Origin of the sequence: Variovorax sp. PBL-E5 (assembly GCF_901827185.1) — a bacterium.
Lineage (GTDB): Bacteria > Pseudomonadota > Gammaproteobacteria > Burkholderiales > Burkholderiaceae_C > Variovorax.
In genome coordinates this window covers 580,314-605,779 of the sequence record NZ_LR594671.1, presented here as the reverse complement: position 1 = coordinate 605,779, position 25,466 = coordinate 580,314, and the positions used below count along the sequence as shown (strand labels likewise).

Here is a 25,466-nt window from a genome sequence, read left to right as displayed (position 1 = left end):
CTGCCTGCGGCCCGGCATAGCCGGTTCCGCGGCAGCTTGCGATCAGGCCGGGTCCCGCACATCGGCAACGGGATTGCTGCCGAAATCCTTTCGCGCCAGATACTTCAGCACTTTCTCCGCCGCCGTGGCCGGGCTGTCGAGCAGCCCCTCGGCCTTCATGCGCTCGAAGCGCACGCGGTCGGGGAACATGTCGGCCTCGCTCTCGCGCAGCTGCACCTGCATGTCGGTGTCGATGACGCCGGGCGCCAGCGAGACGATCGCGGCGCCGTTGGGCGCGGCCTTCTCCTCGAGTGCGACGGCGCGCGAGAAATGATCCATGCCGGCCTTGGCCGCGCAGTACGGCGCCTGGCTGCCCATCGCATGGCGGCCCAGGCCCGAGGAGATGTTGAGCACCTTGCGCTGCGCGCGCCAGGCCTTGGTCGCGCCCAGGAATGCGGAAGTCAGCAGCATCGGCGCCTCCAGGCCGATGCGCAGCGCCTGCGCCAGTTCCGCGGCCACGGCCTCCGACAGCGGCCGCGTGCGCCCGACCGTGCCGGCATTGTTGATCAGCGTGGCGCTGTCGAAGGCCTGTGCATCGAGGCCCTGCAACCATGCCGCCAGGCGCGCCGCCGCAGCCACCGGATCGGCAAGATCCTGTCGCCATTGCTCCAGCGTGGCACCGGCCTCGCGCGCCTGCGCGGCAAGTGAGTCGTCGCTCTGGCGCGAGATGCACAGCACGAAGCGTCCGGGCTGCAGCAATTGCTCGGCCATGGCACGGCCGAGGCCACGCGATGCGCCGGTGATGATGGCGAGGTGGGATGACGTCATGGGCGGTCTCGTGAACAAATCGTCGCAGCGCAGCGGCGCCGCAGCCCTCCATGGTATCGGCGAGTTGACGAAACTCCGCCCCCCTTCTTAAAGTCACCCCATGCCGATCCAATACCAACCCGCCACCGAACGACGCCACTTCAAGGACCGGTTCGATCTGTCGTGCGGCGCGGAGACCGGCGTCGTGCGGCCCGGCGAACAGGGCGTTTTCGTGCGCCGGCCGCGTGCCGACGGGCTGGGCACCAACGCATCGGCACGCTACGAGGCGGCCTCGGGCCGCTGGGGCCTGATCCCGCTGTTCTCCAAGGACGGGCAGGATGCCGGCACGGCCGAGGCGCGCAGCGAGAGCGCGGCCACCGAGCGCAATTTCTACCAGCCGTGGAAGCGCGGCCATCGCTGCGTGGTGCTGGCCGACGCGCTGATCCGCCACGGCAACAGCGACGACGAGGTGGTGCGCGTCTCGCGCGCGGACGGGCAGCCGCTCGCGATCGCCGGCCTGTGGAACGGCTGGCGCGCGCCCACCGGCGAATGCGTGGAGAGCTTCGCGCTGCTGACCCTGGCCGCTGCGGACCAGCCCGGGCGGCGCTGGGCCGCGTTCCTTCGCGATGCATGGGTCGACGACTGGCTGCATTGCCCGGTCGAAGAGACCGCGGCCTTCCTGCGCCCTTACGCGCTCGACAAGCTGGTGCGCGAGACGATGCCGCGCGAGACGCTGATGCCGGCGGCGACGCTGGCCGGCTGAGTCCGGCGCGCGGCCGCCGCTACAGCGCGCCCTTTCCCGCCATGCCATTGGCCCTGAGCGCCGCGAGATCGAGCACGCGCAGGCCGCCGTATTCGACCCGCAGCACGCCCTGCTGCTCGAGCGAGCGCAGCGCCTCGTTGACGCGCTGGCGCGAAAGCCCGATCAGGTAGGCCAGCTCCTGCTGCGTGATGCGCAGCACTTCGCCGACGCGAGGAAACAGCACCGGGTTGAACAACGCCGCGAGGTTGCGCGCCACGCGCGCGTCGGGATTGTTCAGGCGGTCGATCTCCAATGCCGCGATGAACTGGCCGAGCCGCTCGTTGAGCTGATTCATCACGAAGCGGTTGAAGCCGATCGAATGGTCGAGCAGCCAGTGGAAACTGTCGATCGGCAGCCCCGCCACCACGCTGCGCCGCAGCGCCTGGATGTTGTAGCGGTAGGGCTCGCGCTTCATTGCCGTGCCTTCGCCGAACCAGCCGCCGGGCGGCACGCCGGTGTAGGTGACCGAGCCGCCGTCGGCGTTGTCGTTGCTCATCTTGAGCAGGCCTTCGATGACGCCGAACCAGTAGGTCGGCGGGCGGCCGACGCGGCACACGAGGTCGCCGATCTCGGCCTCGCCGACCACGATCGCCGATTCGGCGCGGCGCCGCTCGGCGGGCGCGAGCGCATCGAGCCACGGGATGCCTTCGAGTTCCGCCGCCGTGGCCGGCCTGACGCGGTCGCGAATCGAATTGCCGGCGGGTACGGCGCGGGAAGCCATCGGGTAAGTCCGGGGGAGTAGTCTCCCTTAGATTGTCGTCGGAACGACAACATGGCGTCAAAGTTGGTCCTACAGTCCGCCCCATCGTGCAGACCACCGCCACCACCTTTCCCCGCCTGCTGCTCGCCCACGCGGCCAGGCAGCCCGACGCGCCGGCCGTGCGCGAGAAGGATCTCGGCATCTGGCAGACCTGGAACTGGACGGCCGTCGCGCGCGAGGTGCGCGAGTTCGCCTGCGGGCTCGCGAGCCTGGGCTTCGAAGCCGGCGGCAACCTCGCGATCGTCGGCGCCAACCGCCCGCATCTCTACATGGCGGTGCTCGCGGCGCAGAGCCTGCGCGGCGTGCCGGTGCCGCTCTACCAGGACGCGGTGGCGAGCGAGATGGTCTTCATGCTGGAGGACGCGTCGATCGAGTTCGTGATCGCGGAAGACCAGGAGCAGGTCGACAAGCTGCTCGAATGCCGCACGCTGATGAAGAACGCATCGGGCCTGCGGCACATCGTCTACGACGATCCGCGCGGGCTGCGCCATTACGACCAGCCGGGCCTGATCGGCTACGAGCAGCTGCGCGAACTCGGCCGCGCATGGGATGCGGCCCACCCCGGCTTCTTCGACCAGAGCGTGGCCGCCGGCGAGCCCGGCGACGTGGCGGTGATCCTCTACACCTCGGGCACCACCGGCCGGCCCAAAGGCGTGTGCCAGACGCACGCGAGCTTCATCGCGGCCGGCCGCGGCGGCGTCGAGACCGACCGCCTCGGCCCCGGCGACAACATCATGAGCTACCTGCCGATGGCCTGGGTCGGCGACCATCTGTTCTCGGTCGCGCAGTGGCTGGTCGGCGGCTTCACGCTCAACTGTCCGGAGTCGACTGCGACGGTGATGAACGACATGCGCGAGATCGGGCCGAGCTACTACTTCGGCCCGCCGCGCACCTTCGAGGGCCTGCTCACCACCGTGTCGATCCGCATGGAAGATGCGGCCGCGCCCAAGCGCTGGCTCTATGCGAAATTCATGGCGCTGGCGCGGCGCGTGGGCGCGGACATCCTCAACGGCGCGCCGGTCGGCCTCGTCGATCGCTGGCTCTACGCGATCGGCAACCTCGTGGTCTACGGGCCGCTGCGCAACGTGCTCGGCATGAGCCGGATCCGCGTCGCCTACACGGCCGGCGCGGCCATCGGGCCCGACCTGTTCCGCTTCTACCGCTCGATCGGCGTCAATCTCAAGCAGTTCTACGGCCAGACCGAGACCTGCGCCTACGTCTGCCTGCAGCAGGACGGCAAGGTCAAGCTGCAGACCGTGGGCAGCGCGGCGCCGGGCATCGAGCTCAAGATCGCGCCCGACGGCGAGGTGCTGGTGCGCGGCGTGTCGGTGCTCAAGGAATACTACAAGCGGCCCGAGGCGACCGCCGAGGTGCTCGATGCCGACGGCTACTTCCACACCGGCGATGCCGGCGTGCTCGACAGCGAAGGCCATCTGCGCATCATCGACCGCGCCAAGGACGTCGGCCGCATGGCCGGCCCGGGCGGCAGCTGCGCGGGCGCGATCTTCGCGCCCAACTACATCGAGAACAAGCTCAAGTTCTTTCCGCAGATCAAGGAGGCCGTGTGCTTCGGCCACGAGCGCGATCAGGTCTGCGCCTTCATCAACATCGACTACGAAGCCGTGGGCAACTGGGCCGAGCGGCGCGGCCTGGCCTACGGCGGCTACGTCGATCTCGCGGGCAAGCCCGAGGTGCTCGCGCTGGTGGCCGACTGCATCGCGCAGGTCAACGCCGACCTCGCGAGCGAGGACGGCATGGACGAGACGCAGATCGCGCGCTTCCTGGTGCTGCACAAGGAACTCGACCCCGACGACGACGAGCTCACGCGAACGCGCAAGGTGCGGCGCGGCTTCATCGCGCAGAAGTACGGCGTGCTCGTCGACGCCTTGTATGGCGGCAAGGCGGAGCAGTACGTCGAGACGCAGGTCAAGTTCGAGGACGGCCGCACGGGCGTGGTGAATGCGACGCTGAAGATGGTCGAGGCGAAGACCTTTCCGCCGGTGAAGGCTGCAGCATGAGCGCCGCGCCGGGCCGCCCCGAGCAAGCTCGCTCCCGCCTGGCGGGAAGGCGCGAAGCGCCAAGGGTGCACCAATGATTTCCCGCAAGGTCGGCGACGTCATCCTCGACGTGCAGAACATCTCGCTGCGCTTCGGCGGCGTCAAGGCGCTGACCGACATCAGTTTCGACGTGCGCGAGCACGAGGTGCGCGCCATCATCGGCCCCAACGGCGCGGGCAAGAGCTCGATGCTCAACTGCATCAACGGCGTCTACCAGCCGCAGGAAGGCTCGATCACTTTCCGCGGCCGGCAGTTCAGGCACATGAACTCGCGCCAGGTGGCCGAGATGGGCGTGGCGCGCACCTTCCAGAACCTGGCGCTGTTCAAGGGCATGAGCGTGCTCGACAACATCATGACCGGGCGCAACCTCAAGATGAAGAGCGGCCTGCTGGCCCAGGCGCTGCGCTGGGGGCCGGCCGAGCGCGAGGAGCTCGCGCAGCGCGAATTCGTCGAACGCATCATCGATTTCCTCGAGATCCAGCTCTACCGCAAGACGCCGGTGGGCCGCCTGCCCTACGGGCTGCAGAAGCGCGTCGACCTCGGCCGCGCGCTGGCGATGGAGCCGCAGGTGCTGCTGCTCGACGAGCCGATGGCCGGCATGAACGTGGAGGAGAAGCAGGACATGAGCCGCTTCATCCTCGACGTCAACGACGAGTTCGGCACCACCATCGTGCTGATCGAACACGACATGGGCGTGGTGATGGACATCTCCGACCGCGTGGTGGTGCTCGACTACGGCAAGAAGATCGGCGACGGCACGCCGGATGAGGTGCGCAACAACGAAGACGTGATTCGCGCCTATCTGGGAACAGAACATTGAACCCGCTCGCACACGTTCCGGGGCGTTGCTCCTTCCCCCTCCGGGGGAAGGCCGGGATGGGGGCGCGTCACCTTGCGCGCGCCGCTGGCCCCCACCCCAACCCTCCCCCAAAGGGGGAGGGAGAAAGAAGGAACTGACATGGGCTTTTTCCTCGAGACACTGTTCGGCGGCCTCATGGTCGGCATGCTGTATTCGCTGATCGCGATCGGCTTCGTGCTGATCTACAAGGCCTCGGGCGTCTTCAACTTCGCGCAGGGCGCGATGGTGCTGTTCGCGGCGCTCGCGATGGCGCGCTTCGCCGAGTGGTTTCCGCTGTGGTTCGGCTTCGAGAGCCTGATCCTCGCCAACGTGCTGGCCTTCATCGCGGCGATGGCGGTGATGGTCGCCGTCGCCTGGCTGATCGAGCGGCTCGCGCTGCGCCGGCTGGTCAACCAGGAAGGCATCACGCTGCTGATGGCCACGCTGGGCATCGCCTACTTTCTCGACGGGCTGGGCCAGACGCTGTTCGGCAACGACATCTACAAGATCGACGTCGGCATGCCCAAGGAGCCGATGATGGTGCTGCAGAACGTCTTCGAGGGCGGCCTGCTGCTGAGCGGCGAGGACCTCGTCGCCGCCCTGATCGCGGCCGCGCTGGTCGCGGTGCTCGCGCTGTTCTTCCAGAAGACCGCCACCGGCCGCGCGCTGCGCGCGGTGGCCGACGACCACCAGGCCGCGCAGTCGATCGGCATTCCGCTCGGCCGCATCTGGGTCATCGTGTGGTCGGTCGCGGGCTTCGCGGCGCTGGTGGCCGGCATCATCTGGGGCTCCAAGCTCGGCGTGCAGTTCTCGCTCTCGCTGGTGGCGCTGAAGGCGCTGCCGGTGGTGATCCTCGGCGGGCTCACCTCGATCCCGGGCGCGATCCTCGGCGGCCTCCTGATCGGTGTCGGCGAGAAGCTGTCGGAGATCTATCTCGGGCCGATGCTGGGTGGCGGCATCGAGATCTGGTTCGCGTATGTGCTCGCGCTGGTCTTCCTGATCGTGCGCCCGCAGGGTTTGTTCGGCGAGAAGATCATCGATCGGGTCTGACCATGCTTTATAGAGAAAACGGTCAGTTCAAGTCGACCTACCGCGCCGACCAGCAGATCTTCCCGATCCTGCAGGACCGCGTGCTGATGCTCGCATTCCTGGCCTTCGCCTTCGTGGTCGTGCCGCTCGCGGTGTCGGAATACTGGTGCCGCGCGATCCTGATCCCCTTCCTGATTCTTTCGCTCGCGGCGCTGGGCCTCAACATCCTGGTCGGCTACTGCGGCCAGATCTCGCTCGGCACCGGCGCCTTCATGGCCGTGGGCGCCTACGCGGCCTACAACTTCCACGTGCGCATCGACGGCATGCCGCTGATCGTGTCGCTGCTGCTGGGCGGCCTGTGCTCGACCGTGGTCGGCGTGCTGTTCGGCATTCCGAGCCTGCGCATCAAGGGCCTCTATCTCGCGGTCGCGACGCTGGCGGCGCAGTTCTTCGTCGACTGGGCCTTCCTGCGCATCAACTGGTTCACCAACAACTCGTCCTCGGGCTCGGTCAGCGTGTCGGGGCTCAACGTGTTCGGGCTGCCGATCGAGAGCCCGGCGCAGAAGTACCTGTTCTGCCTGGCCTTCGTGGTGGTGTTCGCGGTGCTGGCCAAGAACCTCGTGCGCAGCGCGATCGGCCGCGAGTGGATGGCGATGCGCGACATGGACGTGGCCGCCGCGGTGATCGGCATCCGGCCGGTCTACGCCAAGCTCACGGCCTTCGCGGTCAGCAGCTTCATCGTCGGCGTGGCCGGCGGGCTCTGGGGCTTCGTGCACCTGGGCGCGTGGGAGCCGGCGGCCTTCAGCATCGACCGCTCGTTCCAGTTGCTCTTCATGGTGATCATCGGCGGGCTGGGCTCGATCATGGGCAGCTTCTTCGGCGCCGCCTTCATCGTGCTGCTGCCGCTCTTTCTCAACCAGCTGCCGGGCTGGCTCGGCTTCTCGATCTCGACCGCGCTCGCCTCGCACCTCGAATTCATGATCTTCGGCGCGCTGATCGTGTTCTTCCTGATCGTCGAACCGCATGGCCTCGCGCGCCTGTGGTCCACCGCCAAGGAGAAGCTGCGCCTCTGGCCTTTCCCGCACTAGATATGCACCCCCAGGCTTGTTCACTTCGTGTAGCCGCCAACCCCCTTGCCGGGGGCGGCGCTGCTTGACGACGTTTTTGCGTGACCCTTCCTTTCATCCAATGAGGAGACAACCATGAAGCTGAAGTCCATCGCCATCGTGCTCGCCGCAGTGTCGGCATTCACGGGCGCCGTATCTGCGTTCGCGCAAGCCAAGGAGCAGTTCTTCCCGCTGCTGGTCTATCGCACCGGGCCCTATGCGCCCAACGGCACGCCCTGGGCCAACGGCAAGCAGGACTACATCAAGCTCGTCAACGCGACCGGCGGCATCAACGGCGTGAAGATCGGCTACGAGGAATGCGAGACCGGCTACGCGACCGACAAGGGCGTCGAATGCTACGAACGGCTGAAGAGCCGGCCCGGCGTCGCGCTCTTCGATCCGCAGGCCACCGGCATCACCTTCGCGCTGACGGACAAGGTACCGGCCGACAAGATACCGCTGATCACGCTGGGCTACGGCCTGGCCGCATCGCAGGACGGCGGCGTGTTCAAGTGGAATTTCCCGCTGATGGGCTCGTACTGGACCGCGGCCGACATCCTGATCCAGCACATCGCCAAGAAGGAAGGCGGCGAAGACAAGCTCAAGGGCAAGAAGATCGCGCTGGTCTACCACGACTCGCCCTTCGGCAAGGAGCCGATCCCGCTCCTGCAGGAGCGCGCAAAGATGAACGGCTTCGAGCTCTCGCTGATCCCTGTCACCGCGCCCGGCGTCGAGCAGAAGTCGGCCTGGCTGCAGGTGCGCCAGCAGAAGCCCGACTACGTGCTGCTGTGGGGCTGGGGCGTGATGAACTCGACCGCGCTCAAGGAAGCGGTCGCCACCGGCTACCCGCGCGAGAAGATGTACGGCGTGTGGTGGGCCGGCGCCGAACCCGACGTGAAGGACGTCGGCGCCAATGCCAAGGGCTACAACGCGCTGGCGCTCAACACCGCGGGCACACAGCCGAAGGTGATCCAGGACATCCTGAAGAGCGTGCACGACAAGGGCCAGGGCACGGGGCCGAGGGAGGAAGTCGGCTCGGTGCTCTACACGCGCGGCGTGATCATCCAGATGCTCAGCGTCGAAGCCGTCAAGCGCGCGCAGGAACGCTTCGGCAAGGGCAAGGTCATGACCGGCGAGCAGGTGCGCTGGGGCCTGGAGAACCTGGCGCTCGACCAGAAGAAGCTGGATGCACTCGGCTTCTCCGGCGTGATGCGGCCGATCAGCACCTCCTGCCAGGACCACATGGGATCGACCTGGGCCCGCATCGAGACCTGGGACGGCGCCAAGTGGAACGTCGCGCCCGAGTGGTACCAGGCCGATGAGCAGATCATCAAGCCGATGGTGAAGACTGCGGGCGAGAAGTACGAGGCGGAGAAAAAGTTGAGCAAGCGCGACGTCGCGGACTGCAGTTCCTGACGCTCGCCCCCAGTCTTCGCGCACTTCGTGTCGCTTCGCCAACCCCCTACCGGGGGCAACACCTGCGGCCCGGCAAAGCCGGTTCCGCGGTGTCCCCGGCTAACACCATGAACGCATCCAAAGTCTTGCTCGAAGTCAACGGCATCGAGGTGATCTACAACCACGTGATCCTCGTGCTGAAAGGCGTGTCGCTCACGGTGCCTGAGCGCGGCATCGTGGCGCTGCTCGGCGGCAACGGCGCGGGCAAGACGACCACGCTGCGCGCGGTCTCCAACCTGCTGGCGGGCGAACGCGGCGCGGTGACCAAGGGCAGCATCGAGCTGCGCGGCGAACGCATCGAGGCGCTCACGCCCTCGGAGCTGGTGCGCCGCGGCCTGATCCAGGTGATGGAAGGACGCCATTGCTTCGCCCACCTCACGATCGAGGAGAACCTGATGACCGGCGCCTATACGCGCAGCGACGGCAAGGCCGCGGTCGCGCAGACGCTCGACAAGGTCTACGCCTACTTCCCGCGCCTGAAGACGCGGCGCGCGTCGCAGGCCGCCTACACCTCGGGCGGCGAGCAGCAGATGTGCGCCATCGGCCGCGCGCTGATGGCCAATCCGAACATGGTGCTGCTCGACGAACCCTCGATGGGCCTCGCGCCGCAGATCGTGGAGGAGGTGTTCGGCATCGTGAAGGATCTCAACGAGAAGGAAGGCGTGACCTTCCTGCTCGCCGAGCAGAACACCAACATGGCACTGCGCTATGCCGACTACGGCTACATCCTCGAGAACGGCCGCATCGTGATGGACGGCGAGGCGAAGAGCCTGCGCGAGAACGAGGACGTGAAGGAGTTCTACCTCGGCGTCGGCGGCGCCGACCGCAAGAGCTTTCGCGATGTCAAAAGCTACAAGCGCAGAAAGCGCTGGCTCGCATGACCGACTACTACGACAAGCTCGAGGTGCGCGATCCCGAAGAGCGCGAGCGCGACCTGCTCGCGGCGCTGCCGAAACAGATCGCGCAAGCGCAGACGGCAGCGCCGGCCTTTGCGAAGATTCTCGACGGCGTTGCCGCGGCCGATGTCGACAGCCGCAATGCCCTCGCGAAGCTGCCGGTCACGCGCAAGTCCGAGTTGCTCGCCCTGCAGCAGGCGCATCGCGCCGAAGATCCCTTCGGCGGCTTCTCCGCGATCGCGCGCGGGCCTCGCATGCTGCGCATCTTCGCAAGCCCCGGCACGATCTACGAACCCGAGGGCGAGGCACGCGACTACTGGCGCACGGCACGCGCGCTGCATGCGGCCGGCTTTCGCGGCGGCGATCTCGTGCACAACAGCTTCAGCTACCACATGACACCGGCCGGCGCGATCATGGAAAGCGGTGCACGCGCCCTCGGCTGCACCGTGTTCGCGGGCGGCACCGGACAGACCGAGCAGCAGATCGAAGCGATCGCCGACCTGCGGCCCGCGGGCTACGCCGGCACGCCGAGCTTCCTGAAGATCCTGCTCGAGAAAGCCGCCGAGAAGAACATCGCGCTGCCGACGCTGACCAAGGCGCTGGTCTCCGGCGAAGCCTTCCCGCCCTCGCTGCACGACTGGATCGCCGAGCGCGGCGTGGCCGGCACGCAGTGCTACGCGACGGCCGACCTCGGCCTCGTGGCCTACGAAACCAGCGCGCGCGAAGGGCTGGTGCTCGACGAGGGCGTGATCGTCGAGATCGTGCGCCCCGGCACGGGCGATCCGGTGCCCGACGGCGAGGTCGGCGAGATCGTGGTCACCACGCTGAACCCCGACTACCCGCTGATCCGCTTCGGCACCGGCGACCTCTCGGCCGTGCTGCCGGGCCGCTGCCCGACCGGCCGCACCAACCGCCGCATCCGGGGCTGGCTCGGCCGTGCCGACCAGACCACCAAGGTGCGCGGCATGTTCGTGCACCCGGGCCAGGTCGCCGACATCGCGCGCCGCTTCGCCGAGGTGCGGCGCGCGCGCCTCGTGGTCAGCGGCGAGACCGGCGACGACCGCATGACGCTGCAGCTCGAATGCACCGGCGACCTGCAGGGCCTGCGCGAACGCGTGGCCGAGGCCGCGCGCGAAATCACCAAGCTGCGCGCCAGCATCGAGTTCGTCGCAGTGGGTGCGCTGCCGAACGACGGCAAGGTGATCGAGGACGCGCGCAGCTATCGGTAAGCGGCGAAGGCTCCTGCCGACCCAATGGCTTGTGGCTCGGCTGTGCGCCGCATTTCTCTTTGCGGCTCACCCCCGATCCGCAACCGTCTGCCACCCTTCTTCCCGCGCCGTGCAAATTCGAATCCTTGCACCCGTTTCTGGACGGCAATGGCCAGGTGGGCCGGATGCTGGTGCCGCTGTACCTGTGGCATCGACAACCGATACGGGCACCGCTGTTCTACGTGAGTGCACGCGCTGGATTGGATGTTCGCGCGTCCGATTTTCAAGAGCACCGACTTCGTGGCGAACGCAGGCATTCCCCCGCCCAGCCAGGTCAGGCCGGCGCGCTGCTGCGATGCCCGCTCACGCGCGCACCGGCATCGTGCGGCAGCGCGAACGCGTCGAACAGCGCCACGAGTGCCAGCACCGTCACCAGGCCGAAGGCGATGCGGAAATCCGCGACGCCGGGCGTGCCGGCGTGGCCCGTGAACTGTTCGGCCAGGCGCAGCGCGATGGCGCCGAAGGCGATGCCGATGCCGGCGCTCAACTGCTGGCACATGCTGAACAGCGTGGTCGCGCCGCTGGTCTGCGTCGGCGTGATGTCGCAGAACACCAGCGTGTTGAAGCCGGTGAACTGCATCGAGCGGCAGACGCCGCTCGCCACCATCACCACGATCATCACCCAGAGCGGCGTGTCGGGCGACAACGCCGCGCAGGCGGCGAAGCCGAGTGCCACCAGCACGCCGTTGCCAAGCAGCGTGCCGCGAAAACCGAAGCGCCGCAGCACGAAGCTGGTGGCCGGCTTGATGCCGAGGTTGCCGGCGAACAGCGCCAGCATCAGGAAGCCCGAGGCCACCATGCTGAAGCCGAAGGCCAGCTGGAACATCAGCGGCAGCAGGAAAGGCGCGCTGCCGATCGCGATGCGGAACAGCGAGCCGCCCGCCACCGAGGTGCGGAAGGTGCGCACGCCGAAGACCGAGAGGTTGACCAGCGGATGCGCGGCGCGCCGCATGTGCCACAGCGCATAGCCGAGCGCGCAGCTGCCGATCACCGCGAGCGCGCCGGCCATGGCCCAGTCGATGGGCGAATGGCTCATCAGGTCGAGGCCGTACATCAGCGCGGCGAGTCCGACACCGCTGGCGACGAAACCGGGCCAGTCGAAGGGCCGCCGGCCGCCCGGCGCGCCGTCGATCCAGCGCAGCGCGAAGAAGATCGCGCAGGCGCCGAGCGGCACGTTGAGGAAGAAAATCCAGTGCCAGCTCCAGGTGCTCGCGATCCAGCCGCCCAGCGGCGGCCCGAGCACCGGCGCCGCGAGGCCGGGCCAGGTGATGGTGGCGATGGCCTTGACCAGTTCGCTCTTCGGCGTGCTGCGCAGCACGATCAACCGCCCGACCGGCACCATCAGCGCACCGCCGACGCCCTGCGCGATGCGCGCCGCGACGAACATCGGCAGGCTCTGCGACAGGCCGCAGGCCACCGAGGCCAGCGTGAAGATGAGGATGGCGGTGGCGAACACCTGGCGCGGGCCGAGGCGGTCGGCCACCCAGCCGCTGACCGGAATGAAGACCGCCAGCGCCAGCAGGTAGGCGCTGATGCCGGTGGACAGCGCCACCGGCGCGACGCCGAAGCTCTGCGCCATCGCAGGCACCGCGGTGGTGATGACCGTGGCGTCGAGGTTCTCCATGAAGAAGGCGGCGGCGACCAGGAACGCGATCCAGCGGCCGTGGGAAGGAAAGGATTCGGCCGCCGGATGCAGGGGAGAGGGTGTGGGCATAGACTGGGAGCGGAGCGCCGGCGCCGCGGGCGCCGCGCACGTCCACATCATATGGAAGCCTGCCAGGCCGAGCCGATGCCCCTCTCCCTTTCCCCTCTTCGACGCGCCGCCCGCGCAGCCGCCCTGATCGGCGCCGCCTGCGCGCTCGCCGCCTGCACGGCCCCCGGGCCGCGCGCACCCGCGCAGCCGGTGCTGTCGCACGCCCGCATTGCCGAGATCGTCGCCAGCCCCGACCGCAGCGAGGCCGACCGCCGCAACGACGTGCGCCGCAAGCCGCAGGAGATGCTGGCCTTCATCGGCGTGCGCCCCGGCATGGTGGCGCTCGACCTGAGCGCGGCCGGCGGCTACACGACCGAGCTGATCGCGCGCGCCGTCGGCCCGACCGGCCGCGTCTACGGACAGAGCCCGCCGCGTCCGCCAATGAGCCGCCCGGCACAGCCCGAAGGCGCCGCCGCGCCGATGATGCCGATGCCGATGGGCGCCGCTGCCGCGCCCGCCGGCGCGCCGCGGCCCTCACCGGTGGCGCTGGCCGAACGCGCGAAGAATCCGAACGCGGGCCACATCGTGGCCGACGTGCGGCCCTTCGAGGATCCGGTGCCGCCGGAGCTCGCATCGAACGGGCTCGACCTCGTCACGCTGATGTTCAACTACCACGACTTCGGCCACATGGGCGTGGACCGCGCGGCGGTCAATCGCGCCGTGTTCGCCGCGCTCAAGCCCGGCGGCATGTACGTCATCGCCGACCATGCGGGACGCCCGGGCACGGGCATCTCGGAATCGGGCACGCTGCATCGCATCGAGGAATCGTTCCTGCGCGCCGAGGTCGAGCAGGCCGGCTTCAAGCTCGCGGCCGAGGGCACGTTCATGCGCAACCCCTCGGACCCGCGCGATCGCAACACACCCGAGCCGCCGCAACCCAAGGACGAGTTCGTGCTGAAGTTCGTCAAGCCCTGAGCGCGGGGGCTCAGGGCTTCGCGCTCGTGCTCTCGTCGCGGAAGGCCTTCTCTCCGGCGTCCGACACCTCGACCCATTTCTTGTCGGGCGCTGCGCCTTCCGCATAGCTGTCGTGCCAGTTCCACCACTTGTAGGTCGGCGTCTGCGGATAGCCTTCGGGTGAATCTTCCCAGAGCTCCTGCCGGCCCAGCGGGGTGATGTCGAGGTAGTTCCAGGTGCCGCCCATCTGCTCGTCGCCGCGGCTCTTGATGAAGTAGGTGCGGAACACGCGATCGCCGTCGCGAAAGAACACGTTGGTGCCGTGCCATTCGTCCACGCCGAAGTCGGCATCGAAGCTGTCGGTGACGGTGAACCACGGCATCTTCCAGCCCATGCGCGCCTTCAGCCGCGCGATGTCGGCCTGCGGTGCGCGCGAGACGAAGACCAGGGTGGTGTCGCGCGCATTCAAGTGCGCGACATCGGCGACCTGGTCGGCCACCATCGAGCAGCCGCGGCAGGCATGGTCGGGCCAGCCGAACACGCCGGGCTCGAAGAAGGCGCGGTAGACGATCAGCTGGCGCCGGCCATCGAACAGATCGAGCAGGCTGCGCTTGCCCTGCGGCCCGTCGAATGCATAGCGCTTGTCCACGGCCATCCATGGCATGCGCCGGCGCTCGGCGGCCAGTGCGTCACGCGCGCGGGTGTGGATCTTCTCCTTCACGAGCAGTTGCTCGCGGGCTGCTTCCCATGCCTGCGCCGACACGACCGGTGGTGTGTGCATGGCGGGTTGTGCGCCTTGTCGTGCGCTCTCGGTGGACGTCGTCATGGTTGAAATCTCCTGGGTGGGTGAAGCGAGTTTGGCACCGGGAGCCGGACGTCGGGAGTAACAAGTTTGGCGGGATTCCGGGGCGCTATCCCTCTTCGTGCACGGCCGGGTCGCGCGGCCTGCGCGCGCGCCAGTTCCAGGCGGCACCGATGGCCAGCAGCACGCAGGTGCCGAGGAACACGGCGCGCATGCCGTAGTGCCCGCCGACGAAGCCGCCGAGCAGCGGCCCCGCGACCTGCCCCGCGTACTGTGCCGAGATCGAGTAGCCGAGCATCTGGCCGGCCACAGCCACGGGCACGTTGTGCCGGATCACGCTCGCGATGCAGGGCAGGAGGCCGCCGAGCGCGAGCCCCATCAGGAAGCGCAGCGCCACCAGCTGCCAGCCGGCATCGACGAAGGCCTGCGGAATCAGCAGCAGCGCCGACACCGCGAGGCAGCCGGTGATCACGTTCCAGTGGCCGACGCGATCGGCCAGCCGCCCCAGGCGCGCCGCCGACAGGATGCTGCCGAGGGCCGCCGCCGCCATCACCAGCCCCGCGACCATCGTGACGTGGACCGGGTTGGCGACCAGCTGCGCGACGTAGACGGTGATGATCGGCTCGATCGACATGTTGGCCAGCATCAGCAGCATGCCGGTGAGGTACATCGCGATCACGGGGCGCCGGTCGCCGATCGCGGCCCAGCCGCCGCGCGGCTTGGGGCTGCCCTTCGGCACGGCCGGGCGGCGCTCTTCGCGGACCAGGAAGGCGGTCGCCAGGAAGGCGGCGAAGATGACCGCGCCGGCGGCGAAGAAGGTCCAGCGGATGCCGATCAGCGGCGGCAGCAAGCCGCCGACCAGCGGCCCGACGAGGTTGCCCGCCATGATCGCGGAGGACAGCGTGCCCAGCGCCCAGCCGGAGCGCTCCTTGGGCGTCTGCGTCGCGATCAGCACCATCGAGCCGGACGCATAGCCGCCGAGCAGCCCGGCCAGCAAGCGCAGCCCGACCAGCTGCCAGACGTCGTGCGCCATGCCGATCAGCGCCATGGCCAGCGCCATGCCGAGACTGGCGCGGATCAGCATCAGCTTGCGCCCGTAGAGATCGGCCAGCCGCCCCCACAGCGGCGCGACCAGCGCGGCCGAGAAGAAGGTGGCGCCATAGGCGACGCCGGACCATTGCACGATCGCCGCCGAATCCTTCACGCCGAGCTGCTCGACGTAGAGCGGCAGGAAAGGCAGCAGCAGCGTCATTGCCACGATGGTGGTGAAGGAGCCGAACATGCACACCACCAGGTTGCGCCGCCAGTGCAGCGAGGCCGCGTGTTCGGGCGGAGCGGTGGCAGCGGGATCGACGCGGGTCGATGGCGTGGTGGACAGCTTCATGCGGAAGCCGCCATTGTCCTGCCGCGGCACCTCGCAGAGCCTTGCCGATTCGCGCTGACCCCCATCGCGCCGCTGCGGCGACCGGCGTATTCTGCAAGGCCGCCGACCGCATCCGCTCGCTTTGATGGAGGCACAGGCTCATGACGAGCGACAAGAAGCGCGACTACCCCGCGCACCTGATCGAGGACTTCGCCTTCGCCGACGGCACGCCGGTGCGCATCCGGCCGATCCGCGCCGACGACCTGGCCTCGCATGCGCGCTTCGTCGGCGGCCTGTCCTTCGAGACCGGCTATGCGCGCCTGCTCTCGCCGCGCAAGCCGCAGCCGGACGAACTGCGTCGCATGACCGACATCGACTACGACGCCGAGCTCGCGCTGGTCGCGACCGTCGTGCAGGACGGCGTCGAGCAGGAGATCGGCGTCGCCCGTTTCGTGAAGAGCGAAACCAGCGATGCGGAAGTGGGGAGCGCCGAGTTCGGCATCGTGATCGCCGATGCATGGCAGCGCCGCGGCCTCGCCGAGAAGCTCATGCGCAGCCTGATCGCGGCCGCGGCCGGCGCCGGCGTGCGCGTGCTCTCGGACATCACGCTCTACGACAACCGCGCGATGCTGGGCCTGGCGCGCAAGCTCGGCTTTCGCCTGCGGCGCGATCCGGGCAACCCGAACCTGACGCGCCTGACCCTTTGGCTCTGAGCTACTTGTCGAGCCCCGCGAGGCACACGTACTTGATCTCGAGGAAATCATCGAGCCCGTACTTCGAGCCTTCGCGTCCGAGGCCCGACTGCTTGACGCCGCCGAAGGGCGCCTCGGCCGTCGAGATCAGGCCGGTGTTGACGCCGACGATGCCCGATTCGAGCGCCTCGGCCACGCGCATGATGCGGCCGATGTCGCGGCTGTAGAAGTACGAGGCCAGGCCGAACTCGGTGTCGTTGGCCGCCGCGATCGCCTCGGCCTCGGTGTCGAAGGCGAAGATGGGCGCCAACGGGCCGAAAGTCTCTTCGTGCGCGAACAGCATGTCGGGCGTGGCGCCGCCGATCACGGTCGGCTCGTAGAAGCGCCCGCCCAGCGCATGCCGCTTGCCGCCGGCCAGCACCTTGCCGCCCTTGGCGAGCGCATCGGCCACGTGCTCCTCGATCTTGGCCACGGCCTTGTCGTCGATCAGCGGCCCCTGCGTCACGCCGGCCTCGGTGCCGTCGCCGACCTTGAGCGCGTTGACCTTGGCGACCAGCTTCTGCGTGAAGGCTTCCAGCACGCCGCGCTGCACGTAGAGGCGGTTGGCGCAGACGCAGGTCTGGCCGGTGTTGCGGTATTTGGAGACCATCGCGCCCTCGACCGCGGCGTCGATGTCGGCGTCGTCGAACACGATGAAGGGCGCATTGCCGCCGAGTTCGAGCGACAGCTTCTTGATGGTGTCGGCCGATTGCTTCATCAGCATGCGGCCGACCTCGGTCGAGCCGGTGAAGGTGAGCTTGCGCACGATCGGGCTGCGCGTCATCTCGCCGCCGATCTTCGAAGCCGAGCCGGTGAGCACCGACAGCAGCCCCTTGGGCACGCCGGCGCGGTCGGCGAGCTCGGCGAAGGCCAGCGCCGAGAACGGCGTCTGCGTCGCCGGCTTGACGACCATCGCGCAGCCGGCGGCCAATGCCGGGCCGGCCTTGCGCGTGAGCATCGCGGTCGGGAAGTTCCACGGCGTGATGGCCGCGGTCACGCCCACCGGCTGCTTGAGCGCGAGGATGCGGCGGTCGGCCTGCGGCGCCGGGATGGTGTCGCCGTAGACGCGGCGCGCCTCCTCGGCGAACCATTCGATGAAGGAGGCCGCGTAGGCGATCTCGCCCTTGGCCTCGGCCAGCGGCTTGCCCTGCTCGGTCGTCATGATCAGCGCGAGGTCGTCGACATTGGCCAGCATCAGGTCGTTGAGCTTGCGCAGGATGGCCGAGCGCTCCTTGGCCGGCACCCTGGCCCAGGCCTTCTGCGCCGTCTCGGCCGCGGCGATGGCGCGCACGGTCTCGTCGGTGCCGCACATCGGCACGGTGCCGATCTGCTGGCCGTTGGCCGGGTTGATGACGGGAACGGTCTCGCGGTTGTCCGCGTCCGCCCATTCGCCGGCGATGAAGACCTGCTGGCGCAGCAGGGTCGGGTCTTTCAGTTTCAGCATTTCGCGCACTCCATGGTCTCTGTGGGTTCGATGGCGGTCGCCGGGCAGCAGGTGCGGCTGCGCGCTGCGAACGTCGCCGGGCAGCACGATACCCGCGATAGGCGCCTGCCATTCTTCTTAAGGGCAATTCGCTAGAAGCCAGGGCAGCGCAAGCCGATAAGATCGCGGCTCTTTTGTGTAACCAGTGGAGAGTCAATGAGAAAATTGTTAATTCTTGCAACGCTCGCGGTCTCGGCATTCGGCGCTCAGGCACAGGACTATCCGGCCGGCCGACCCGTGACGCTTGTCGTGCCTTTCGCAGCCGGCGGCCCGACCGACCACGTCGCACGGGACTTGGCCCAGGCACTCCAGAAAACGCTGAACACAACCATCGTCATCGAGAACACCGTGGGCGCCGGAAGCTCCATCGGCACGGCCAGGGTCGCGCGCGCCGCACCGGACGGCTACACGCTGCTGGTCAATCACATCGGCATGGCGACCATGCCCGCGCTCTACCGCAAGCTGCCCTTCAACGTCGAGACCGACTTCGAAGACCTCGGCATGATCAACGACGTGCCGATGACGCTGATCGGCCGGCCCACGCTGCCGGCCGGCAACTTCAAGGAACTCCAGGCCTGGATCAATGCCAACAAGGGCAAGATCAACCTCGGCAATGCCGGACTCGGCGCGGCCTCGCACCTGTGCGGCCTCTTGTTCCAGAGCGCGATGAAGGTCGAGATGACGCCGGTGCCCTACAAGGGCACGGCACCCGCGATCGCCGATTTGATGGGCGGCCAGATCGACCTGCTGTGCGATCAGACCACCAACACCACCTCGCAGATCTCGGGCAAGACCGTCAAGGGCTATGCCGTGACAACGCTGCACCGCCTGAGCACGCCGGCGCTGAAGGATCTGCCGACGCTGGACGAATCCGGCCTGAAGGGCTTCGAGGTCACGATCTGGCACGGCCTCTACGCGCCCAAGGGCACGCCGCCGGCCGTGACCAAGAAGATCAACGACGCGCTCAGGGCCGCGCTGAAGGATCCGAAGTTCATCAAGAGCGAGGAAGACCTGGGCGCGGTCGTGATGACCGACAAGCGCCTCGATCCGGCCGAACACAAGAAATTCCTCTCCGCCGAAGTCGCGAAGTGGGGTCCGATCATCAAGGCGGCCGGGGTCTACGCCGACTGAGGACTACGCCGCCGCGTCCGCTGCCGCGCGCTCGCGGCGCGCTTCCGAATTCGGATGCAGCGGACGCAGGTACTCGTGCAATGCGAGTGCCGCGGCCCCCACCGCCGGCGCCCACGCGCCGTAGCGGGCCCCGCGCACGATGGGCGGCGGCATGCCGGCGGATTCGGCATAGCGCTGCACGGTCGCGATCGCCTCGGGCAGGAAGCCCGCATGCGCCGCGCACGACTTGCCGCCGACCACGATCGCGCGCGGCTCGAAGGTGACCCACAGGTTCTGCAGCAGCACGCCGAGGAAGCCGGCAGCGCGGCGCAGGTCGGGCGCCTCGCGGTCCAGCACGCGCGAGCCGAGGAAGACTTCCGCGCAGCCGTGGCGGCCGCACGAGCAGCGCGGCCCGTCGATCTGCAGCACGGTGTGGCCGATCTCGCCGGCCATGCCGCGGGCGCCGATGAACAGGCGGTCGTTGAGCACGATGCCCGCACCGACACCGACGTCGCAGCTGACGAAGATCAGCGGGTCCTCGCCCTCGCCGTCCGAGAATTCGAATTCGCCGAGCACCGCGGCATCCGCATCGTTCTGCAATTGCACGGCCGCGCCCGCCAGGCCTTCGGCGGCCAGCGCGGCGGTGAGCCCGGGCAGCAGGTTCACGTCGCGCCAGCCGAGGTTGGGCGCGAAGCGCACGATGCCGGTCGCATCGTCCACCGCGCCCGGCACGCCGACGCCGATGCCCGAGAGCTGCAGTCCCGAGGCCAGCAGATGCCGGTGCGCCGCGACCACCTGGCGCGCGACCTGCGCGCAGACCGCAACCGGCGCATGGTCGCGCAGCGGCTGCGCATCGGCATGCAGCACCTCGCCCTGCAGCGAGACGCAGACCACGCGCACTACCTCGATCGCGATCTCGACGCCGATCAGCGCGCGCAGCCTGACGTTGATCTGCAGCGGGATCGACGGCCGGCCGAGGCCATCGACCGCGCGCGCGCCGGCCTCGTCGAGCCAGCCGTCGTCGAGCAGTTCGCGCACCAGCCCGCTCACGGTCGATTTGGTGAGCCCGCTTTCGGCGGCCAGCTGCGCACGCGAAAGCCCGGGCCGCGCGCGCAACAGGCGCAGCAGCACGCTGCGGTTGATGCGCTTGACCAGCTGCTGGTCGCCGATGGTCTTCATCGCGGCCCCAGTTCAGGCCGTCGCGTGTTCGGCCTGCGCCTTGCCCTCGGGCCGCTTGCCGGCAATGATCATGCCGAGCACCTCGTCCTCGGTCACGTCCGCGGTGCGGTAGGTGCCGACCAGCCGGCCGTTCTTCATCACCGCGAGGCGGTCGCTGAGGCCGAACACGTCGGGCATGTCGTGCGTGATCAGGAAGATGCCGACGCCATCGGCCTTGAGCTGCTTCACCAGCCCGCCGACCATCGCCGTTTCCTCCGGCCCGAGCGCGGCGCAGGGCTCGTCCATGATCAGGATGCGCGCATTGAAGTAGAGCGCGCGCGAGATCGCCACCACCTGCCGCTGGCCGCCCGACAGGCGCCGCACCGGCACGCGGATGTTGGTGAAGTTCTTGTTGAGGCGCTGGAACACACGGCGCGCCTGCTTCTCCATGAAGTGGTCGTCCAGCGTGCGCCAGGGCGTGAGCTTCTCGCGGCCGAGGAAGAGGTTGGACACCGAATCGAGGTTGTCGGCCAGCGCCAGCGTCTGGTAGATGGTCTCGATGCCCTGCGCCTGCGCGTCCGAGGGCGTGCGGATGTGGACCTTCTCGCCCGCGATCAGCGTGTCGCCCGAATCGACCGGGTAGGCGCCGGCCAGCATCTTCATCAGCGTCGACTTGCCGGCGCCGTTGTGGCCGAGCAGCGCGACCACCTCGCCGGGATAGAGATTGACGCTCACGCCATCGACCGCCTTCACGCCGCCGAAGGCCTTGCGGATCTCGCGCAATTCGACCAGCGGTCCGGCGGTGGTGTTGGTGGCGGTGCTCATGAGCTCTCGCCCACGTACTTGCGATAGAGCACGTCGAACACGACGGCCACGATCAGCACCTGCCCGATGATCACCATGCGCTTGCCGATCGGCACGTCGAGCAGCAGCATGCCGCTGTCCAGCGACTGCATGATCAGCGCGCCCAGCACCGAGCCGAAGATCGAGCCGCTGCCGCCCGCGAGCGCCGTGCCGCCGATCACCGCGGCGGCGATCACGTAGAGCTCCATGCCGGTGCCGAGCGAATTGGTGCCGGCGTTGAGCCGCGCGATGGAGACGATCGCCGCGATGGTCACCAGCACCGCGAGCAGCGCGAACAGCATCAGCGTCACGCGCTTGACCGGAATGCCGACCAGCGCCGCCGCATCCGGGTTGCCGCCCATCGCGAACACATAGCGGCCGAAGCGCGTGCGGTGCACGAGGAAGGACAGCACCACCGCCACCACCGCCCAGATCAGCACCGGGATCGGAATGCCCTGCGGCGCGGTCTTGGACGGGATCTGGTAGTGGTTCATGGTCGCGGCGAAGGCGATCACCACCGCCACCGGCACCGCCGTCAGCAGCACATCGAGCCACAGCGGCTCGACCGCCATCTCGTGCCGCTGGCGCGCGCTGCGCTTCTGCAGCATGCGCGCGAACAGCGCGAGGCCGACCAGCGCGGCGAGCACCCAGGTCGCGGTGACGCCGATGCCGCCGTCGTAGCCGCCGCCGAGGGTCTGGAAGAACTCGTCGTTGACCGGCTGCGTCTTGCCGTCGGCCACCAGAAAGGCCGCGCCGCGAAACGACATCAGCCCGCCCAGCGTGACGACGAACGAAGGCACGCCCAGCAGCGCGGTCAGCCCGCCTTGATAGAGCGACACCAGCAGCGCCACCGCCAGCCCCGCGAGACAGGACGCCGGCCAGGACCAGCCGGCCGTGTACTGCAGGTAGGCGATCAGCACGCCGACGAAACCCATCACCGAACCGACCGACAGATCGATGTGGCGCGCCACGATGATCAGCACCATCACCGTCGCCACGACGCCGACCACGGCGGTCTGCTGCGCGAGGTTGTAGAGGTTCTCGGGCGTGAGGAACAGGCCGCCCGACATCACGTGGAAGACGATCGCCATCACGACCAGCAGCACGCTCATCAACAACAGGCGCAGATCGACACCGCTCCTGCGCCAGAGCCCGGGAGAGTCGCTCATCGCGAACCTACTTGCAGGCCGCAGGCGCCTTGTCGCCGGACACGCCCTTGCAGAGTTCGTCCTTCTTGATCCAGCCGGCCTTGACCACGACATCGAGGTTGTCGCGCGTGATCGCCACCGGCGTCAGGAAGCGCGACGAGATCGAGATCTTCTTCTGGCCCTGGTTCCAGTTGACCGCCTTCTCGGCCGGCTTGCCTTGCGCCAGCGCGACGGCGGCGGAGGCGGCGTCCTTGCCGAGTTCGCGCGAGTCCTTCCACACCGTGACGGTCTGCGTGCCGAGCGCGACGCGGTTGAGCGCCGCGAAGTCGGCGTCCTGCCCCGACACCGGAATGCCGCGAATGCCCTTGGCCGAGAGCGCGGCCACCACCCCGCCGGCCGTGCCGTCGTTGGCCGCCACCACCGCATCGACCTTGTTGCCGACCTTGGTGAGGATCTGCTCCATGTTCTTCTGCGCCACCTCGGGCTTCCAGCCTTCGGTGTACTCGTCGCCGACGATCTTGATGTCGCCCTTCTTCACCGCGTCGGCGATCACCTCCTGCTGGCCGGCGCGCAGGAAGTCGGCATTGGGATCGCTCGGCGAGCCCTTGATCATCACGTAATTGCCCTTGGGCTGGACCTTGTAGACCGCGCGCGCCTCCATGCGCCCGACCTCGACGTTGTCGAAGGTGATGTAGAACACGCCGGGCGTCTCGATCAGGCGGTCGTAGGCCACCACCGGAATCTTCTCCTTCAGCGCCTTGTTGACGGCCGGCAGGATCGCGTCCTTGTCCATGGCGAGCACGATCAGCGCCTTGGCGCCCTTCGAGATCAGCCCATCGATGTCGCCGAGCTGCTTCTCGGGCGAGCCGCCGGCATCGGCGCTGATGTACTTGGCGCCGAGCTTCTCGAGCTGCGCCTTGATCGCGGCCTCGTCCGTCTTCCAGCGCTCTTCCTGGAAGTTGGACCAGCTCACGCCGACGACGGTCTGGGCGGCGGCGCCGATGGCGGTCAGGCTCAAGGCCAGGGTCGCCGCGGAAGACAGGATGCGATTGAGCTTCATGAGTGCGAGCCTCCAAGGGAGTTAGTTCGAGTGCCGAACTAACTATGGCAGGCGGCGCGGGGGGCGGGTATCGGGGGAATCCCTGCGGGCGAAGGCGTTACACCCGGGTTGGAACGCGTTGGTCTACGTTATTCGTAGAGCGGGCGGGCGGGCGTTCCTTCAACATCGACGAATGATTGCAAGGACTGGGAAAGCCACGACACCGTTGTTCGGCACGCATCTTCACGAAGCGCGTGAGTTGGCCGGCATTTCCGAGCAAACCGCGATGGTGGACGGTTCCTATACCTACACGGTCCTGCGCTATGTGCACGATATCGGCACTGGCGAATTCCTCAACGCAGGTGTTGTGGTCGCGTCGTGCGATGCGCCTTCCATCGCGGCAAAGTTCAATACGACCTGCAATCGCATTCAAGGCGCCTTCCCGTCTCTGGACGCCGAGATTTTTCTCGTCCGCATGAGGCGTCTACAAGCGTGCTTTGACGGCATTGACGCGGCCCAGTGCGCTGAGCTCCACGCTCGCGAGGGCCCGTCCATCGCCGCATGGATTCGTTTTGTGCTGCCTGTGGAGGACCGCGCACTTTACTGGTCGCCGCCCGGCAACGGCGGCGGCGGCCCCCTGGCTGCGACGCTGCACTCGCTGTACGAGCGTTGCGTCATTCGCCATGACAGGGCATGCGTCGCGACGAGCATCTCACTTGAATCGCGAGCTAGGTCATACCGACGGCTCTAGCGCAGATAGTTCGATGAGCGATTGCGTCGAAGATAGCGCAAGGCTTAGAGTCTGCTTCCAATCAAAAGCTGCCGGTCGCCAAGGTCAGGTATCCGGCGACTCACCGACCGATTTTCGAACAGTGCGGCGTCCTCACCCGGCGGCGACGTTCCCTGGTTAGCGGACCTCGGCAGTGTCTAAATGGCCGTCGGCAAGCGGTTGAAATACCTCGCGGCCACCGCGCCAAGCCCGTTCGCCGCCTTGCTTTCGCTACGCAGGCGCGCAAACGTCAGCGAGCCTGAAGTAGCATGCCGGTCGCGAGCCCGGCGCCGAAGCTAGCTCTTGTAGACTGCTCTCAACAGAGCGCCAGATGAACTGCGTGCTGAAGGAGAAGAATTTGGCAACCCAATCCGCATCCGCGCCGACAAAGAAGATTGCCCGGAAGAAGGCGACGACCTATCCCGCCTTGCTGATGACACAGAATAAGCATCGGTTCTACTTCACAACAATCCCAGTCGACGATCTATTCAAGTACTGCTTCGTGGCAAAGCGAGACGAGGATCCTGTGGCAGGATTTCAGCGCGCCCTGAATGAGTCGCGTGCCGACGACATCGCAAGCTATCTAGCTGCTGGCACTGGATCTATTCCGAGCAACATCGTCTTGTCTGCTCAACCGAATGCCGCCTTCGTCTACGACCGGAAAACAAAGTCTATTTCCTTCGCGCGTCAGCCGTCAGTCTTCTTGGTTCTGGACGGGCAACACAGACTTTGGGGGTACCAGAAGTGCTCTGTTCGCCACAGAGTTCCGGTCGCGATCTATGAAGGCCTGACGCGTGCAGAAGAGACGAAGCTATTCATCGACATCAACACAACGCAGAGAGGCGTACCTGCAGCGCTACTGCTTGACATCAAAGAACTCGCTGACGTCGAGGACGCAAAAGAGCATACCTTACGCCAGATTTTCGACAGATTGAACACCGATTCGCAATCACCACTCGCTGGAAAACTTAGCGCATCCAAGTCGCTTGCCAAGCGTATCTCGAGGGTAACGTTCAACCGCGCGGTGGGCCCGATTCTGACTTCGGGTGTTGCGCTCGACGCGGGCGCGGAGAACAGGTACAAGCTGATTCTGAACTTTCTCAACGCTTGGGATGCCGAAGTTCCGGACAAATCACTGCTTCTGCGGTCGGCCTTTTTTGAGTCAATATTTGAACTCTTTGGCGAAGTGATTCAGAGCACGCTGAGCTCGAAGCGAAGCGCTAAGCAGGTCATGATCCAGGCAACCATTCGACCCTTGGCCCGCCTTAGCTACTTCGGAACAGGTGGCAGGGTATTGTTGTCTAAAAAATCGATCGTTGCGATCATGCAGTCCACCCTGAGAAAAACGGCGCCCATTTCTGCTGAAATGCTGTGAG

Annotated in this window: 23 protein-coding genes; 13 read left to right on the top strand and 10 right to left on the bottom strand. The window is 67.5% G+C overall.

Going from position 1 to position 25,466, the window contains the following annotated elements; translation table 11 throughout:
- Window positions 1-42: 42 nt before the first annotated feature.
- Window positions 43-807 (bottom strand): SDR family NAD(P)-dependent oxidoreductase, encoded by a 765-nt coding sequence (locus WDLP6_RS02995; protein ID WP_162565710.1) that lies wholly within the window; start codon window positions 805-807, stop codon window positions 43-45.
- Between the two features lie 100 nt (window positions 808-907).
- On the opposite strand from WDLP6_RS02995, the gene WDLP6_RS02990 reads away from it, so the two are divergent.
- The gene (locus tag WDLP6_RS02990) at window positions 908-1,549 is read left to right on the top strand and encodes an SOS response-associated peptidase family protein (RefSeq protein ID WP_162591144.1); all 642 of its coding nucleotides are present in this window, start codon (window positions 908-910) and stop codon (window positions 1,547-1,549) included.
- Between the two features lie 19 nt (window positions 1,550-1,568).
- Here WDLP6_RS02990 and WDLP6_RS02985 read toward each other — a convergent pair whose 3' ends face one another.
- Complete coding sequence (locus tag WDLP6_RS02985) at window positions 1,569-2,309, bottom strand: Crp/Fnr family transcriptional regulator (RefSeq protein WP_162591143.1); 741 nt, start codon at window positions 2,307-2,309, stop codon at window positions 1,569-1,571.
- 86 nt (window positions 2,310-2,395) lie between these two features.
- Between WDLP6_RS02985 and WDLP6_RS02980 the strand changes: the two genes are divergently transcribed.
- The 7 genes from WDLP6_RS02980 to WDLP6_RS02950 all read left to right on the top strand — a co-directional run bounded on the left by WDLP6_RS02980 (window position 2,396) and on the right by WDLP6_RS02950 (window position 10,958).
- The gene (locus WDLP6_RS02980; RefSeq protein ID WP_162591142.1) at window positions 2,396-4,366 is read left to right on the top strand and encodes an AMP-dependent synthetase/ligase; all 1,971 of its coding nucleotides are present in this window, start codon (window positions 2,396-2,398) and stop codon (window positions 4,364-4,366) included.
- A gap of 73 nt (window positions 4,367-4,439) precedes the next feature.
- Window positions 4,440-5,225, top strand: coding sequence for an ABC transporter ATP-binding protein (locus WDLP6_RS02975; RefSeq protein WP_162591141.1), 786 nt, complete (start codon window positions 4,440-4,442; stop codon window positions 5,223-5,225).
- Window positions 5,226-5,363: 138 nt separating this feature from the next.
- The gene (locus WDLP6_RS02970) at window positions 5,364-6,293 is read left to right on the top strand and encodes a branched-chain amino acid ABC transporter permease (RefSeq protein WP_162565705.1); all 930 of its coding nucleotides are present in this window, start codon (window positions 5,364-5,366) and stop codon (window positions 6,291-6,293) included.
- 2 nt (window positions 6,294-6,295) lie between these two features.
- Window positions 6,296-7,360, top strand: a complete 1,065-nt coding sequence (locus WDLP6_RS02965) for a branched-chain amino acid ABC transporter permease (RefSeq protein WP_162591140.1) — start codon at window positions 6,296-6,298, stop codon at window positions 7,358-7,360.
- A 114-nt stretch (window positions 7,361-7,474) separates the two neighbouring features.
- Window positions 7,475-8,794, top strand: a complete 1,320-nt coding sequence (locus WDLP6_RS02960) for an ABC transporter substrate-binding protein (RefSeq protein ID WP_162591139.1) — start codon at window positions 7,475-7,477, stop codon at window positions 8,792-8,794.
- Window positions 8,795-8,901: 107 nt separating this feature from the next.
- Complete coding sequence (locus WDLP6_RS02955; RefSeq protein WP_162591138.1) at window positions 8,902-9,714, top strand: ABC transporter ATP-binding protein; 813 nt, start codon at window positions 8,902-8,904, stop codon at window positions 9,712-9,714.
- Window positions 9,711-10,958 (top strand): phenylacetate--CoA ligase family protein, encoded by a 1,248-nt coding sequence (locus tag WDLP6_RS02950; RefSeq protein ID WP_162591137.1) that lies wholly within the window; start codon window positions 9,711-9,713, stop codon window positions 10,956-10,958. The genes WDLP6_RS02955 and WDLP6_RS02950 overlap by 4 nt, the downstream gene beginning before the upstream one ends.
- A 313-nt stretch (window positions 10,959-11,271) precedes the next feature.
- Here WDLP6_RS02950 and WDLP6_RS02940 read toward each other — a convergent pair whose 3' ends face one another.
- The gene (locus WDLP6_RS02940; protein WP_162591136.1) at window positions 11,272-12,711 is read right to left on the bottom strand and encodes an MFS transporter; all 1,440 of its coding nucleotides are present in this window, start codon (window positions 12,709-12,711) and stop codon (window positions 11,272-11,274) included.
- Between the two features lie 75 nt (window positions 12,712-12,786).
- Here WDLP6_RS02940 and WDLP6_RS02935 point away from each other — a divergent pair, with 75 nt between their 5' ends.
- Window positions 12,787-13,665 carry a class I SAM-dependent methyltransferase gene (locus tag WDLP6_RS02935; RefSeq protein ID WP_162591135.1) on the top strand — a complete coding sequence of 293 codons (879 nt, stop codon included), beginning with the start codon at window positions 12,787-12,789 and terminating at the stop codon, window positions 13,663-13,665.
- Window positions 13,666-13,675: 10 nt separating this feature from the next.
- On the opposite strand, the gene WDLP6_RS02930 is transcribed toward WDLP6_RS02935, so the two are convergent.
- Window positions 13,676-14,470 carry a DUF899 domain-containing protein gene (locus WDLP6_RS02930; RefSeq protein ID WP_162591134.1) on the bottom strand — a complete coding sequence of 265 codons (795 nt, stop codon included), beginning with the start codon at window positions 14,468-14,470 and terminating at the stop codon, window positions 13,676-13,678.
- Between the two features lie 85 nt (window positions 14,471-14,555).
- The gene (locus WDLP6_RS02925) at window positions 14,556-15,830 is read right to left on the bottom strand and encodes an MFS transporter (protein WP_174259841.1); all 1,275 of its coding nucleotides are present in this window, start codon (window positions 15,828-15,830) and stop codon (window positions 14,556-14,558) included.
- Between the two features lie 140 nt (window positions 15,831-15,970).
- Here WDLP6_RS02925 and WDLP6_RS02920 point away from each other — a divergent pair, with 140 nt between their 5' ends.
- Entirely contained in the window at window positions 15,971-16,522 is a 552-nt protein-coding gene (locus WDLP6_RS02920) for a GNAT family N-acetyltransferase (RefSeq protein ID WP_162591133.1), read from the top strand.
- A 1-nt stretch (window position 16,523) separates the two neighbouring features.
- On the opposite strand, the gene WDLP6_RS02915 is transcribed toward WDLP6_RS02920, so the two are convergent.
- Window positions 16,524-17,984, bottom strand: a complete 1,461-nt coding sequence (locus WDLP6_RS02915; protein WP_162591132.1) for an NAD-dependent succinate-semialdehyde dehydrogenase — start codon at window positions 17,982-17,984, stop codon at window positions 16,524-16,526.
- Window positions 17,985-18,179: 195 nt separating this feature from the next.
- Between WDLP6_RS02915 and WDLP6_RS02910 the strand changes: the two genes are divergently transcribed.
- Window positions 18,180-19,154 (top strand): tripartite tricarboxylate transporter substrate-binding protein, encoded by a 975-nt coding sequence (locus WDLP6_RS02910; protein ID WP_162565694.1) that lies wholly within the window; start codon window positions 18,180-18,182, stop codon window positions 19,152-19,154.
- A 3-nt stretch (window positions 19,155-19,157) separates the two neighbouring features.
- On the opposite strand, the gene WDLP6_RS02905 is transcribed toward WDLP6_RS02910, so the two are convergent.
- The 4 genes from WDLP6_RS02905 to xylF are packed head-to-tail and all read right to left on the bottom strand — an operon-like array spanning window position 19,158 to window position 23,342.
- Complete coding sequence (locus WDLP6_RS02905; protein ID WP_162591131.1) at window positions 19,158-20,312, bottom strand: ROK family transcriptional regulator; 1,155 nt, start codon at window positions 20,310-20,312, stop codon at window positions 19,158-19,160.
- Between the two features lie 12 nt (window positions 20,313-20,324).
- On the bottom strand, window positions 20,325-21,116 hold the full coding sequence (locus WDLP6_RS02900; protein ID WP_162591130.1) for an ATP-binding cassette domain-containing protein: 792 nt from the start codon (window positions 21,114-21,116) through the stop codon (window positions 20,325-20,327).
- Window positions 21,113-22,303, bottom strand: a complete 1,191-nt coding sequence (locus WDLP6_RS02895; RefSeq protein WP_162591129.1) for a sugar ABC transporter permease — start codon at window positions 22,301-22,303, stop codon at window positions 21,113-21,115. The genes WDLP6_RS02900 and WDLP6_RS02895 overlap by 4 nt, the downstream gene beginning before the upstream one ends.
- A 7-nt stretch (window positions 22,304-22,310) precedes the next feature.
- Window positions 22,311-23,342: a D-xylose ABC transporter substrate-binding protein gene (gene xylF, locus WDLP6_RS02890; protein WP_162591128.1), complete on the bottom strand. Its 1,032-nt coding sequence runs from the start codon at window positions 23,340-23,342 to the stop codon at window positions 22,311-22,313.
- A 172-nt stretch (window positions 23,343-23,514) separates the two neighbouring features.
- Between xylF and WDLP6_RS02885 the strand changes: the two genes are divergently transcribed.
- Both WDLP6_RS02885 and WDLP6_RS02880 read left to right on the top strand, forming a co-directional pair.
- Window positions 23,515-24,072, top strand: coding sequence for a DUF3037 domain-containing protein (locus tag WDLP6_RS02885; RefSeq protein WP_232076946.1), 558 nt, complete (start codon window positions 23,515-23,517; stop codon window positions 24,070-24,072).
- A gap of 349 nt (window positions 24,073-24,421) precedes the next feature.
- Window positions 24,422-25,465 (top strand): DGQHR domain-containing protein, encoded by a 1,044-nt coding sequence (locus WDLP6_RS02880; protein WP_162591126.1) that lies wholly within the window; start codon window positions 24,422-24,424, stop codon window positions 25,463-25,465.
- Window position 25,466: the final 1 nt, after the last annotated feature.